Source organism: Chitinophaga filiformis (assembly GCF_021646545.1).
Taxonomy (GTDB): Bacteria; Bacteroidota; Bacteroidia; order Chitinophagales; family Chitinophagaceae; genus Chitinophaga; species Chitinophaga filiformis_A.
This window is the reverse complement of sequence record NZ_JAKIRP010000008.1, coordinates 245767-259623: the sequence shown is the minus strand read 5'-3', so window position 1 is coordinate 259623 and position 13857 is coordinate 245767. Positions and strand designations below refer to the sequence as shown.

The 13857-nt window shown below is 47.2% G+C and carries 11 protein-coding genes; 3 read left to right on the top strand and 8 right to left on the bottom strand.

Translation table 11 applies throughout. The features are described from left to right. The first annotated feature begins 107 nt into the window (after positions 1-107). Together L3C95_RS20140 and L3C95_RS20135 are read left to right on the top strand one after the other, a co-directional pair. Entirely contained in the window at positions 108-605 is a 498-nt protein-coding gene (locus L3C95_RS20140) for a DinB family protein (protein WP_236390379.1), read from the top strand. Positions 606-738: 133 nt separating this feature from the next. After that, entirely contained in the window at positions 739-1158 is a 420-nt protein-coding gene (locus L3C95_RS20135; RefSeq protein WP_236390377.1) for a VOC family protein, read from the top strand. A 94-nt stretch (positions 1159-1252) separates the two neighbouring features. Here the strand turns inward: L3C95_RS20135 and L3C95_RS20130 are convergent, their stop codons facing one another. From L3C95_RS20130 to L3C95_RS20095, 8 genes are all read right to left on the bottom strand, one after another. Next, on the bottom strand, positions 1253-2590 hold the full coding sequence (locus L3C95_RS20130; RefSeq protein ID WP_236390375.1) for an alkaline phosphatase family protein: 1338 nt from the start codon (positions 2588-2590) through the stop codon (positions 1253-1255). Positions 2591-2671: 81 nt separating this feature from the next. Beyond that, complete coding sequence (locus L3C95_RS20125) at positions 2672-3724, bottom strand: acyltransferase family protein (protein WP_236390374.1); 1053 nt, start codon at positions 3722-3724, stop codon at positions 2672-2674. Between the two features lie 32 nt (positions 3725-3756). Continuing rightward, positions 3757-4611: a PKD domain-containing protein gene (locus L3C95_RS20120; protein ID WP_236390373.1), complete on the bottom strand. Its 855-nt coding sequence runs from the start codon at positions 4609-4611 to the stop codon at positions 3757-3759. A gap of 25 nt (positions 4612-4636) precedes the next feature. Continuing rightward, positions 4637-6151, bottom strand: a complete 1515-nt coding sequence (locus L3C95_RS20115) for a RagB/SusD family nutrient uptake outer membrane protein (RefSeq protein WP_236390372.1) — start codon at positions 6149-6151, stop codon at positions 4637-4639. Positions 6152-6164: 13 nt separating this feature from the next. Next, complete coding sequence (locus L3C95_RS20110; protein ID WP_236390371.1) at positions 6165-9413, bottom strand: SusC/RagA family TonB-linked outer membrane protein; 3249 nt, start codon at positions 9411-9413, stop codon at positions 6165-6167. Between the two features lie 189 nt (positions 9414-9602). Next, a complete protein-coding gene (locus L3C95_RS20105) occupies positions 9603-10754 on the bottom strand; it encodes a FecR family protein (protein ID WP_236390370.1) in 1152 nt (383 codons plus the stop codon). A gap of 56 nt (positions 10755-10810) precedes the next feature. Continuing rightward, on the bottom strand, positions 10811-11392 hold the full coding sequence (locus L3C95_RS20100) for an RNA polymerase sigma factor (protein ID WP_236390369.1): 582 nt from the start codon (positions 11390-11392) through the stop codon (positions 10811-10813). A 403-nt stretch (positions 11393-11795) separates the two neighbouring features. After that, complete coding sequence (locus L3C95_RS20095) at positions 11796-12884, bottom strand: TlpA disulfide reductase family protein (RefSeq protein WP_236390368.1); 1089 nt, start codon at positions 12882-12884, stop codon at positions 11796-11798. 509 nt (positions 12885-13393) lie between these two features. Between L3C95_RS20095 and L3C95_RS20090 the strand changes: the two genes are divergently transcribed. After that, positions 13394-13765, top strand: a complete 372-nt coding sequence (locus tag L3C95_RS20090; protein WP_236390367.1) for a hypothetical protein — start codon at positions 13394-13396, stop codon at positions 13763-13765. The last annotated feature ends 92 nt before the right edge of the window (positions 13766-13857 follow it).

The window sequence follows — 13857 nt, the reverse complement described above, 5'->3', positions numbered from 1 at the left end:
TTTGTGTTTTTTTTTAACGCCCTGAAATGATACTGACATAGGGTTGTCACTCCGCATAATTTACTTTGTACTGTAAGCAAATTACTCACCTTTAAACCCATCTGAACATGACACAGCAAATGACCGCTTTAGCAACAGTAATTACCCCCGAAGAACTTCTTGAGCATTGGCAGGGGCATCGCCGGGTCACCCGCAAAGTGATCGAAGCCTTCCCGGAAACTGAGCTTTTTACTTTCTCTGTAGGCGGCATGCGTCCATTTGCCGAACTGGCCCTCGAAATGATTAACATGGGAAATCCTGGCATGGACGGCATCGTTACAGGCCAATGGCTACCATATGGAGAGCAGGAAAAGAAGTCCACTCCGCAGACCAAAGAAGCCTTATTGTATATGTGGGACGAAGTAACGGAGAAGATTAATCGTTTATGGCCACAGATCAAACCAGAAAGATTCCATGAAGTTGACCTCGCCTTCGGACAATGGGAAGGCACCATCCAGTTCCTCCTGTTTTACTTTATCGATAACGAGATCCATCACAGGGCACAGGGATATGTATACCTGCGCGCATTAGGTATCGAACCTCCTGCATTCTGGGACAGGTCATGACATTTATGTTAATGACGCAATTCCCCCCTTTAGTTGTCTGATATAACCACCCTGGGGATCTGATTATCCAGCTAACTTTGAATTATTCCTTAACACTAAAACGAGGTATTCTCTAACACTCAAAAAAACTGATATGGCTGCACTTAACCCTTATCTGATCTTCAATGGCAACTGTGAGGAAGCATTCAATTTTTACAAGTCTGTGTTTGGCGTAGAATTCCAAATGATTTCAAAATTCAAAGACATTCCCGGGCATGAATGTCCTGTCGGCGATGAGAACAAAATCATGCATGTGGCACTGCCTATCGGCAAAGATGGCGACCTGCTGATGGGCAGTGATTCCGGAATGGGGGAAGTTACCATTGGTAATAACTTCGCTATCTCCGTCAGTGCATCATCCGAAGAGGAAACAAAGAAATTCTTTAATGGCCTGTCTGAAGGCGGCAAAATCACCATGCCACTGGCATCTACTTTCTGGTCACCGCTTTTCGGTATGCTGACCGACAAGTATGGCGTTGACTGGATGCTGGGTGTTAACAATCAGCAGTCCTGATCCGGACAAAGACACAAACTTAAGAAGCCATTAAATCCTGTACAGGACTTAATGGCTTCTTTTTACATGGGTATTTCATAGATAGTAGGTTGCTTTATTTCAGTACACCCGCCGGAATATGTCCGTCGGCAGTGTTAAATGACAATCCCAACAACTTTGCAATAACAGGCGCCACATCTGTCAGGTCCATCTCCTTCACTGTATTCCCTTTTGCTATACCGGCGCCATATGCTACAAAACCTGTTTGAATCTCTTTAAAGTCCGGATAAAAACCATGTGTACCGCCTTTCGCAGCCTTTACAACAGATCCCTTCACACCGCCGCCAATAGTAGTACCCGGTGCTGCTGCTAGTGCCAGTGCTGCATTAGGATCTGCACCGATGGCGTCCAGTTGCTTACGGTCAATTATTTTAAACAGTTTTTGCTGATCAGCCGGTAAATGCGCCAGAATCTCCTTTACTTTTTCCAATGAGGCCTTATCCTGCTTATCTTTCAGATGCAGGAAAGCAGAACCGCCCGCCGAATGGAACCTCGCCTTCCAGTTACCACTGTCTATATCAGTGATCAGTCCCGCTTCAGCCAGTAATACATTCGGAGAGAATGACTGCTGAATGTCCACAAACCCATGATCACCTGTTACAATGATGGTGGTGCTATCCTTAATACCAGCCCTGATCAATGCTTCCAGGATAGTACCGATAGCTCTGTCGGCACCGGCTACAGACTTCCTTACCAATAAGCCGTCCCTGCCCTGCATATGCTCATAGTGATCAGTACAGGCGAGGTGTAAGGTTGTGAAAGTGGGTTTGTATTTTGTAATAATATAAGCGCCCATTCTTGCCACATTCTCATCCATCACCAGCTCTTCCCTTACCATGGCAAAATCGTCTGGTCCCAGCTTACCGGTAGCATTATCCTCCAACTCCTGCCAGAGACCCACAGGTGTTGTTGCTTTGGCTGTTGCGTCCCTCCTGTCGGTCGACTTCCCTATCGGCCAGATATCCGGCACATTATAATCTATCGGTCCGCCGACAGTCACCGGCCAGATCACATTGGCATTGGTTTTACCGGCCTTATGTACCGCGTCATATAAGGTAGGTGCTTTTATCCCGTTATAGTAGAAGTACCATACACCGCTGGCCTTCCCTTCTTCAAAAGGCGCATTATAATAAATACCGTGTTTAGCCGGTTTTACGCCCGTAATGATGGTAGTATGATCAGGATAGGTCACACTCGGAAACACACAGTTCACCCCATCAGCAGATACGCCGTTCTCCTTCATCATCCGGAGATTATTCATTCCCCAGGATGCTTCCTGGTAGAAGTCAGGACGGAATCCGTCAATAGTGATCAATACGACATGACCTGTCTGTTGTGCGGCGGCTGACAATGTTAACAGCAGCCCTCCTGCCATTGCATAGATACGCTTCATCTTCGCAGTCTTGTTTAAGAGAAGAACTGCAGGACGAACTGCTTACCGTCAGCAACTAAGGTTAAGAAATTGTTATGAGCTTTACAATTTGAAGAAGATCTTCCTTTTATAGAGCCAGTAGCACAGGTACCACTCCAGGGCCCAGGTTACCAGCGCCGCCGCTATGTGCCATGGTACGAAGATGCCTACCACGCCGTTCAGCCATTGTGCACCCACTGTCTCAAAGAACAGGTAGATAAATATAGCGTTCATACCAACTACTACGGCTATCCATGTATACCGCTGATGATCCTGTACGTCTATCCACCAGTAAAGTAAGGACAGTATGAGCAATACCCAGCCGGCCGATGCCAGTACAAACCCTGCAGTACTGATCCTTTTGATGATAGGCGACAGCCCCGACAGATCCGCCCCAAATCCGAGACAAAGCAATATCACCCCGGCAATGGCGAGTATGCCCACTTTACGCCTGCCATCCAGGGTAGACGATAATAACTTACCTGCGGTTACGCCCCATACCGTATGTGCAGCCGTAGGAATGATGTTGATAGCCACCCAGCCATCTGTATTGATCTTGCCCATGAGCAGGGTATCCATATAGGCGCCGAAATTGTGATGTTCAACAAAAGGCTGGTCATAACCAGGTACCAGTATAGTACGGTACAGGGTGTCGTTCAGCACGATCAGCAGTATTCCGGTACACACCTGGAAAGTATAGGAACGCCCGATCACCAGGTACGCAATAAGCCCCGTTATGGACAATTGCGTCAGCACGTTCCACAGCTCCCACACCAGTTTGCCTGCATATACGCAGTGCAGGCCCGTTCCCAGCAGGAAGAGCTTCGCACTGCGTATAGCGATATGTTTGAAATTCCGTTCCCAGCTGATGCCCTTCCGGCGCTTGCTCTCATAGGATATATACATCGCCGTACCCGCCATGAACATGAAGGCCGGTTGCACCAGGTCCCAGAAACGCAAACCATGCCAGGGATGATGAAAGAATTGCCGTATAAAAGCATTGTCGTGCCACTCGCTGATCGACTCATATACCCGGCAACTTTCGCCCGCCAGTAATATCATGATCACGCCACGCATGACATCCAGCGATAATAAACGGCCGGTCTGTTTTTCCATTATTTTGTTGGGTTAATGTAACAAGTCACTTATTATTCAAAATTGATGAGCACCGAAGACTGCCCCTTATCGGGTATGTCGCCCAGTGTGGCCGACCAGTCGCCTTTCGTTGCTTCTATGCCAATACGCAGGGCCGTCGTAGCTGCCAGTCCTTTGAGCTTCGCACGGGATAGACGCAACTCAAACTTCAGCACGCCGCCGTCCTGCTGCTGTGTGCCCGGCGTATAAAACTCCGTCACTCCCGAGGCGTCAAAAGTAAAGGCATTCTGCGCACCTTTGTGATAGAATGCATCAAACCAGTTGGCCAGCACCGCTCCCTCCAGCAATACATCATAACCGCCCTCCGGGAAAGTACCGGTCAGCAGTCCCGTTCCTGCATTGTTGTCTGTGTCCATATAAAAATCGTATATATCGGCATTTTCTGCCTTTGAATTCACTTCCAGGTACACATAGACGTAGGAGGCGTCATAATCGAATTTTGCCCGCTTAAAATACGTTTCCCCTGCACCCGGAGTAATGTCATAATCCGTCACCGTTTCCCAGTCTGCCAGGGAATTATCATCCAGTTTTACAGGAGATGTTTTGGCAATATACAACACCGTCGAACCTTCCGTCACCTTTCCATCTTTCGTGGTGGCATACAAAGTAGGTACATATTTGCCTTTGCCGGGATAGGTATGTACCGGGCTTTCCTCTTCTGAAGTGGTCCCATCCCCGAAATCCCATTTGTAAGACACGGCGCCGCTGGTCTTGTTAGTGAAGGTGACATCATTACCATTGATGCTGACCTCATAAAACACATCAGCATCGGGTGTTACTTTATCGTCGCTGCAACCACTGATAAGTGCTGCTGCCATAATGAAGAAGATATATCTGAATGAACGCATAGTGATCAGGCTTTACGGAGATGAATTAAGGATTCTGTGAACACAGTTTGTTGGTCTGGATCTCATCGATCGGAATGTAATAGACCACCCGTTTATTGTCCGGACTGATGATCATATTCTCATATCCCGCCGGCTTCTTACTGAGGTCTATATCAGACTCCTTCAGTCCCGGTAAATGATAGCCCCAGTAGGTTCTGTTCATAGACAGTTTATTGCGGTACACATCAAAGGTGCGATGCCCTTCAAAGGCCAGCTCTATCCTTCTTTCTTTCAGCACCGTTTCCAGCGCCGTTTTACCCGCAGGCAGCTGTCCGTTGTACAACGCTCCCGCCAATCCCCTGTTCTTCCTGATCATGTCCACATCTGCCAGCGCAGCAGCAGTATTGCCTGCCTTCGCTTCTGCCTCGGCCTTGTTGAGATACATCTCGGCGAGCCGGAACATTATCGGAGAACTCAGCGTAGGACTGCCTCCCTGGCCGGAGAACTTGGTGATATAATAAGTTTCAATGCCGTTCTTTTTCTGCAGATTTCCGGAGCCGTCTTTCAGTGGTACGATATACGACCAGCGTACATCTTCCGGATGAGCAGACATCGTATCGCGCAGCGATTGTGATGCGAATTCTTCTCCCCAGCCGGAATTACCATCAGAATAGATCATAGAGGCAATGGAACCTGCCTTGCCATAATCATCCACCGTTGTAAACGCTACACAAAGGATGGTTTCCGTGCTTCCTCCTGCATTGGCAAACATAGATTTAAACCCATCAGCAGTTGTCAGCGTGAACCTGCCGGAATTGATCACTTTATTGCTATAGTAAATAGTGCTGTCGTTGTCTCCTTTATAGAGGTACGCCCGCGACAACAATGCCCAGGCCGCCTCCTGGGAAGCATACTGCACACCGCGTGGTTGTCCCATCAACTCGGCACCTTTTGCCGCATCAGCAATGATAGCGGCGTATACATCCGCAACGGTTGACCGGGCCCTGGATGCAGGATCGCTGGTAGATGTGCGGAGAATAATGCCTGCCGCTGCCGCATCTTCTGTATAGGGACGTGCATAGAACTTCGCCAGATTGAAATGACAGAACGCTCTCAGGAAATAACACTCCCCTATCAGCTGTCTCACTGTTGCATCCGGATTCTGAATAGCTTCAGCCGCTTCTATCACCGTATTCACATCATTGATGATCTTGTACGAGATATACCAGAAATAACGGCTGTTCGTCTGCGTGGGCGTATGATTCAGGGAGAAACTATAATACAGCGGATCAGTAGTGGTTTGCGCGCAGACAATATCATCACTGGCGAAATCACTCATCTGGAAATACTGCCTTAGGTACATATTGTTCAGGTCTGTCGTCCCGTTGAACTCCACATGATCCTTGAACAGCGCATACGCGCCGTTCAGGGCCTGCTTCAGCCCCTGTGTCGTTTGCGTCAGGGTGCCCGGCGTCAGCGAGTCGCTGGGACTGATATCTTTCAGGCAACTGCCGAACAGTAAGGGGAATGTAAGTATGATAAGGAGAAATCTTGTTGTCATGGCTGATAGTTTACTAGAACCTGATATTGATGTTAAACAGATACTGGCGATTGTTCGGATACTTGAAATCCGATACACCAGGCATTACGTAACTGCCGGAGGTAATAGTGGTAGCAGGGTCCTGTCCGAGGAACTTTGTGAACGTATATACATTGTCTGCCGTCAGGGAAAGCGTTACTCCATCCATATGCCAGCGGTTTACCCATAGCTTCGGCAGCTTGTAAGACAGTGAAATGTTACGGATCGCCAGGAAGTCGCCGTCTTTCAGGTAACGGGTGGACGTTTCTGTAGAATTCGCAGCGTTCTGCGGACTAGGTTCTGTGGCATCATCACCGGGATGTGTCCAGATCTTATACCCGGAAGGCAGTTTGATCTGGTTGTAATACGGCTCATTACCATCATTCATCACAAAGCGCAGGCTGTTGCTGAATACCTTATTGCCCGTCAGGTAATAAGCATTCACACTAAGAGACAGATTTTTGTATGTCCATTGCGAGGTAAAACCTCCCTGTAGCTTCGGCAATGCAGAACCCACTTCCTGGTAGGTGGCGCTGGCATAATCGGAAGTAGCACTGCGTGAGATCTCTTTACCATTGGCATCGCGGTTAATCACCTCCCATTGCGGTGCGCCTGTTTCTTTATTCACCCCGAGCCATTTAGGCATGTAAAACTCATACAGGTTACCATCATTGCGGTATATCTGGGAGATACTCCAGGTAGGTTGTGTGCGGGTAATATCGCTAGGCAGTTCCTTCAGCTTATTGGTATTGTAGTTGAAATTCAGGTCTGTTGTCCATTCGAAGTCGTTTGACTTGATGTTGATCGTGCTGATAGTGAATTCTATCCCGTTATTAATAACCTTGCCCACATTCTCCCAGCGCTGTTCGAAGCCGACTGAGAGCGGCTGTGGCACCTGCAACAATAAATTGTCGGTAACGTTGTTATAGGCATCTATCGTGAAATTGATGCGGTTGAACAAGCCGACGTCCAGCCCAAGGTTCAGCTGTCTTTTACTCTCCCAGGTCAGATCAGGACTGGGTAATTGTGAAGGTGTGGCAGCGGTGCCACCATTATACTGGCTACTCAGTGAGTACAGTCCCAGGTAACGGGAAGAGCCTATATCCTGCGTACCGGTTACGCCGTAACTGGCCCTAAGTTTCAGATTGCTGAACAGTTTACTGCCCACCAGGAAGTCCTCATTGCTGATCTGCCAGGCGGCAGATACTGCCGGGAAGGAACCGTAGCGGCGGTTGGAAGGAAATGCCGTAGAGCCATCCACACGGTAAGACCCGGTCAGAAAATATTTATCCCTATAGCCATAACTGAGCTGTGAAATGAAGGACTGTATAATGGCCTGATCATTGGATCCGGTTACCAGCTGGTTATTTGACACCACATTCAGTACTTTCAGTCCTTCCGGCAGTCCTTTACCTGAGGCGCCCAGTATTTCCGTTTTACTGTTCTCTATCGCAATACCAGCCAGACCACTGATGGTATGATCGCCTTTACGGAAATTGAACTTTAACAGATCATTGGAAATGATGCCGTACGACAAAGTACTCAGCTCATTCAGGAAACCGGTACCGCTATACTGTCCGGCTACTACGGATGAATAATAATCTGTTCCCTTGTTGTAACTGACAGCCGCCCTGTTGCTGCTGGAGAAAGACAGCCAATCTGTGATGTTTACATTGAGGCCCAGGTCATAATTAACATCGAAGTTCTTGTAGGGATGGTTCGAGTTTTTGATGGTATGAATGGGGTTTACCTTATCCCTCGACCACCATTTGAAAGTTGAGTTACCATCTACATATACCGGCTGGCCGCTGGCATCGTAGGGATTGTCCCAGGGCATGTTCAGGTAAGCATAGTATACATCATCATAGTTATAACTTTTACCGGTAGATCCGCTGATGTTGATATTGTTGGTGACACTCACATGTTTAGAGAAATGATAGGTGGAATTTCCGCGCAGGTTGATACGCTGGAATCCTGTGTTCATGAAAGTACCCTTTTCATTATAGTAGGAAAGACCTGTATAGTATTCACTCTTTTCTGTACTGCCACTGGCTGATAAATAGATATTCTGCATAGGGGCTGTTTCAAACAGGGTATTCAGCCAGCTGTAACTCTGACCACGCAGGGTTTGAGGTCTTTCACTGTAAAACTTAAGGATGTCAATCTTATAGGAATTATTGTCAGTACCCGGAATATAATCCCTGTAGAATTCTTTATGCCGCTCATACAACTCACTACCGTTCATCATCTTCATCTTACCAAAGTCCGGTTTACGAAAGCCTGTAGTCACTTTTGCCTCAAAGCGGGTCTTACCCAGTTTAGCCTTTTTGGTCGTAACGATGATCACCCCGGCATTGGCTTGGGAGCCGTACATCGCGGTAGCGCCTGCGTCTTTCAATACAGTGATGCTTTCGACATCATTGGGGTCATAATTACCGCCAATAATACCATCTACAACAAACAGCGGGCTTTGAGACGCATTCACGGAAGACACGCCTCTCAGGCGGAGTTCTGCCGCAGTACCAGGCACGCCCGAGCTGTTCACCACCTGCAGACCAGCCACCTTACCCTGTAGCATACTGCCCACATCATTGGTAGTGACGTCTTTCAGTTTCTCAGACGATACAACGCTCACAGCACTGGTCAGCTCACTTTTCTTTTTATCGCTATACCCCACCACTACAACTTCGTTGAAATTGCGGGTATCTTCTTCCAGCTGCAGATTGATCTGTGCTGCGGCGGGTATTTCTTTGGTAGCAAACCCGATATTGCTGATCACCAGTACATCTCCCGGGTGCAGGTCGCGTAATATAAAACGCCCCTGGCTGTCCGTCCGCGTACCTTTCTTCGAACCTTTCACCAGTATGGTAGCACCGGGCAGCGGCACATTGCCTGGCGCGCTGACCATCCCAGTGACGGTAATGAGCGAATCGGCCGCCGGAACCGGAAGGGCCAGCTTTTTAATAACAAAGTTCTTTCCTTCAAGCGCATATATTACCTGCTGATTGCGAAGGCAGAGGTCCAGCACTTCCTGTACAGAAGCGTCCTTTACGCGGAAAGTGACGGGAAGGGTATTGGAAAGCACCTTTTCCGAATAAATGATCGAGACACCAGTCTGAGTGATGATTTCGGCGAATACATCCCGCAGGGGCATATTCTTCGCATTTAAAGTCACCTTCTGGGAATACCCGGCGGCACTCACATGCAGGACGGTTACCAGCAGCAGGAACGTGGTCAGTTTCATAACCAGGCAAATTTTGGTTGATAGCCCGCGCATAGAGCGGGCCTGTACATAACAGTCGAAATGCATACTTTTGCAGTGTTTGGTGGTACTTAAATGGTCTTACAGCGATTTATTGAGGACACCAGATAACACGCCGGAGGTGTTGCGAGCATCTCCGGTTTATTTGATTGTCCTCCTGGTTGATATTTACTACGGTAATACGATTACCTTTCTTCCTTCGACCTTGAAATGATTATATCCGTTTCCTTCCAGCAAGGCCAGTATATCGGCCAGTTGCAGGTTCCTTCCAATACCGCCCCCATACAATTCCGTTCCGGGACTGGTCGTGTAGACAATATCCACATCGTACCAGCGGGCCACTTCCCTCAGAATAGCGGGCAAAGCCATGTTATTAAATACAAACAATCCGTTCTTCCACGCGGTTACTTTTCTGATGTCTGCTGTTCTGACCGTAAGCTGATGGTCTTCATTGTTCATTACCGCCTGTTGGCCGGGGCGCAATACCTGTTCATTGTTGCCTTCCTTCACCTGAATGCTGCCTGTCAGGAGGGTGGTATTAATAGACGTCTCGTCGCTGTAGGCCATAATGTCAAAGTCGGTACCCAGCACCTGCACTTCCATACTATGCACCTTGACCTTAAATGGCTGCCGGGCATTGGCTGCTACCTCGAAATATCCCTGCCCATCCAGTTCCACTACTCTCTCCTTTCCGTTAAATGCGGTCGGATATCTTAACATGGAGGCTGAGTTGAGCCATACCCTGGTGCCATCGGGCAATACCACCCTGAATTGTCCCCCTCGAGGCGTTGTCAGTTTGTTGTAGTGTACGCTGCCGTCTGCTGGCTGATTGCCATATGATAACTGTCCGTTCTGTTGCTGAATAGCCACTCCGCCCTGCCTGATCACCTGTTTGCCTGTGCTGTCCAGTGTCACCACCGAACCGTCTGCCAGGGTCAGCACTGCTTTGTTGCCGCCAGGTGGGATGATTGCCGGAACGGTCTGTTCTGCCAGTCCCGGCTGAGTGGCTGTCTGCCTGCGTGTTATGAGCCAGTAGGCAGCTCCTGCTAACAATACAAACGCAGCCGCCACTGCTACCCGCTTCAGGGTAATAACGGCCCGGCGTGGCTGCTGCGAAGGCCTGATCTGCTGATATGCCTGCTCATAGTCGATATCCGGTGCTGCCAGGTCTGCATGCCAGCTTTCCTCCAGGAAACGCTCCAGCGCTTCCGGGTCCTCTCCCTTGCCAATAGCTGCAAAAAGCTCATCCAGCTCTTCCCGGCTGCATGATTTATTCACATAACGTTCTAAGAGATAAGCAATTCTTTGTTGATGATCAGGCATATACTGTAAAGACGGATGTGATGGAAAATAGGACCGTGGATTCTTAAACTTTTTTTTCAGGGGGTGATCAGTACGAAGAGGAAAAGCAATAATTCCGAATGCCGGGACAGGAACTGGCGAAGAAACCGTAATGTTTCCACCTGCACATTTTTAACCCGGCTTTTGGATAATTGCAGCTGGCTGGCAATAGTGGCGTGATCAAGTCCTTCCTGCCGGCTTAGGCGGAAAATAGTACGCTGCTGTTCTGTAAGCCTGGAAAGGGCGGCATTGATCAGCTGCTGGCTCTCCCGGGCGTCCAGTTGCAGATCGAGGGCGTCTGCAGCGTCGGAGATGTTCGCCCATATATGGTCTACAAGTTTCTGCTGCTGCGCTATCTTCCGGAGATGGTCCAGGGTTTTATTCCTGGCTATAATAAAGATATAATTACCGGGATTGACGATAGCTGGTAACTGCTCCCGGTTGGCCCATAGTTTCAGAAAGGTTTCCTGGAGGATGTCTTCCGCATCCACGGCAGAATGGGTCAGATGAAACACAAACGCAGCCACCTGCCTGCTATGCCGGTCATATAATTCTCTAAAGGCGCTTTCATCGCCTTTTTTCATCCTTAATAACAGGTCGGTATCGGTGTCTTGCTGCATGCGTAAACCGCTGTTTCCCTTTAGCTGCTTAAAATGATATCCAGCTAAAAATACAAAAAACTATAGTTATCCTTCTTATATTACATGCCAATTATTTATCCGATAACCAGGCGTATCCGGAATAATGTTGTAAGGGTGTCTGCTGGTATGCAGGAGATAGATAGAACTAATACGGTTAACGACAACGCTGCTAAAAAAGGAACCAATAACGGAGGGGATGTATATCGCCAAAGCAACAGCGGATGCATTACTACGGAAATTCGCCTGACCAATACACCGTTATGTAGTGAAAGAATCTGAACGGAACCACTGCTGAAGGATGCTCTGAGACAGCATCCTTTTTTAATTGTTGCAAAATTGATAGCAGCGATTCCGTTCAGATTGTCTTATGGAATATTTTGAGTTACTTTCCGATCAGGCTATTCAGCTTCTCTTCCAGTTGCTTGCCTTTCAGGTTCCTGGCGATAATTTTCCCAGTCTCGTCTATGAGCACGTTCTGAGGCACGGCAGAAATTCTGTAAAGCTCGGCCACCTCGTTCTTCATGAACTTCACATCCGAAACATTATAACCGATAAGTCTGTCTTCACTGAGCGCCTTGGTCCAGTGTTCCCTGCGGGCTTCAAGACCTACGTTTATCACCACAATCTTCTTATTGTCATAGGCCTTCATAATCTGTTTCAGTTCCTGGTTTTCAATCCTGGAAGCTGAGTTCCAGCTACCCCAGAAGTTCAGCAGTACAAGCTTTCCTTTGAAAGAAGAGAGTGTTACTTTATTCCCGTCAGGATCTTTCTGGGTAAAATCAGGAGCCTCGGTACCTACGGCAGCCTGTTTTGACTCCAGCAATTTCTTCTGGAATGCCTTTCCACGTATGCTCTTTTTAGTTTTATCACTCAGTATTTTATACAGTGGTTCAATGTCGGAGTATTCTATGAAGGCGCCTGCATATTCATCCAGGATATCTATAGAGATATACATTTCAGGATTCTGCTGAATAAACTCCTTCATTTTCAATTTACGCTCTTCCATTGCGGCGCGGAAACGCTCCATGTAGTTCCTCTTGGCAGCGATCCCCTGTGTACTTACGTCAGAGAACATAGTATTGGACGATTCCTCTGTCAGCGCGTCAATCTTCGCATTGATCTCGGCCATATGTGTCTGATACACTAAGTATTCATCCTGTGTTTTAGATCCGGTCGCCTCGAAGTTAGAGATGTCTTCATCGGAAGTCAGCCAGATGTTCGCGCCTGGTTCTATATACAGATGCGCAATATTCTTACTGCTGAAAAAGTTCACGGGTTCCCCGTTCCTGCTTACCATCAACAGTGCATTTACCGGGTAAGGCACGTACTGCATGATCTTAAAAAATCCGTTCTCTACATATGCTGAGTCATATACAGCCTCACCATCTACTGAATAGCCTAAATATACCACTGCCGGAGCTGGTAGTTTCCCAAGTTGTCCTCTGATATAGAAACTGGTCTGAGCAAACATTGGCATCGATATCAAACACGCCACGAGAAACATCAAAATTCTGTTCATCTGTTATAACCTTTATAAAATGCTATATGAATGTAGTAGATAACCAAACTGACAAATGCGCATTATCAATTAAATTATTCGTTTGACTATATGACAAGATTTATGACCCGATAAGCGTACAAGCGTTAAAAAAAATTTTAACGCATTTCTTATTGTTGCTGTGAAGCCACTATCCATGAATGAGAAAAAAATATAAGACATAACCGCTCATAACTAATTTGATTTCCGTCATTTAAAACACCCAGTATGTCTCGCCTACACGAAAATTCTATCAGGAAACCTGTCTGGCGCGCATTTTCAGATCTATTGATAATCAACGATAAAAAAATTTTCGCCGTATGAGCGTACCTGTTTAAAAAAAGATTTTTACGCCCATAAGCAATAAAACCCAGGCTTATATTTAAAAATTTGTTAAATTGTCCCTTAGTTAATGAAAATTCTGTCAACTAAAGCCGAGGCCTATGAACAAAAAAGTACTCTACCTATTATTTTTTATTGCTGCTTCCACGTTCTCATTCATTTTTGGAAATGCTGCAGATGCGAAAGTTGCCAAAGCAACTTTTACAGAGATCGGATATCAGAAGGATGCTGATTACCACTATACATTTTATATAAACCTCGGCAAGGAAGAAACAATTTCACTCGCATATATCCAGGTACAAAGCAATGCTACCGGTGAGGTATTGAAACTCAATAGTTTCAAAGGCTTTGTGGCTTACTGGAAAGGCTCACAGTTCACTATACGAAATGAGGCTACCGTTTCGTTTTTTGATGGAGACAAGCTGGTGTCAAAGACATTAAAAGGTGTGATTGAAGGTGGGGTGAAGATGTAAAAAATTATCAGGAGAAATAAAAAAAGAAGTCCTGAAGGCTGTTGTAATGAGCAGTTTTCAGGACTTCTTCTTTACGGCGTACAGGTGTCCGG

Excerpts from the sequence above, each read along its gene's own strand:
- L3C95_RS20090 (WP_236390367.1), top strand. The coding sequence starts at position 13,394 with ATGAACAAAAAAGTACTCTACCTATTATTTTTTATTGCTGCTTCCACG.
- L3C95_RS20110 (WP_236390371.1), bottom strand. The coding sequence starts at position 9,413 with ATGAAACTGACCACGTTCCTGCTGCTGGTAACCGTCCTGCATGTGAGT.
- L3C95_RS20095 (WP_236390368.1), bottom strand. The coding sequence starts at position 12,884 with ATGTTTGCTCAGACCAGTTTCTATATCAGAGGACAACTTGGGAAACTA.
- L3C95_RS20100 (WP_236390369.1), bottom strand. The coding sequence starts at position 11,392 with ATGCAGCAAGACACCGATACCGACCTGTTATTAAGGATGAAAAAAGGC.
- L3C95_RS20120 (WP_236390373.1), bottom strand. The coding sequence starts at position 4,611 with ATGCGTTCATTCAGATATATCTTCTTCATTATGGCAGCAGCACTTATC.
- L3C95_RS20130 (WP_236390375.1), bottom strand. The coding sequence starts at position 2,590 with ATGAAGCGTATCTATGCAATGGCAGGAGGGCTGCTGTTAACATTGTCA.
- L3C95_RS20105 (WP_236390370.1), bottom strand. The coding sequence starts at position 10,754 with ATGCCTGATCATCAACAAAGAATTGCTTATCTCTTAGAACGTTATGTG.
- L3C95_RS20115 (WP_236390372.1), bottom strand. The coding sequence starts at position 6,151 with ATGACAACAAGATTTCTCCTTATCATACTTACATTCCCCTTACTGTTC.
- L3C95_RS20125 (WP_236390374.1), bottom strand. The coding sequence starts at position 3,724 with ATGGAAAAACAGACCGGCCGTTTATTATCGCTGGATGTCATGCGTGGC.
- L3C95_RS20135 (WP_236390377.1), top strand. The coding sequence starts at position 739 with ATGGCTGCACTTAACCCTTATCTGATCTTCAATGGCAACTGTGAGGAA.
- L3C95_RS20140 (WP_236390379.1), top strand. The coding sequence starts at position 108 with ATGACACAGCAAATGACCGCTTTAGCAACAGTAATTACCCCCGAAGAA.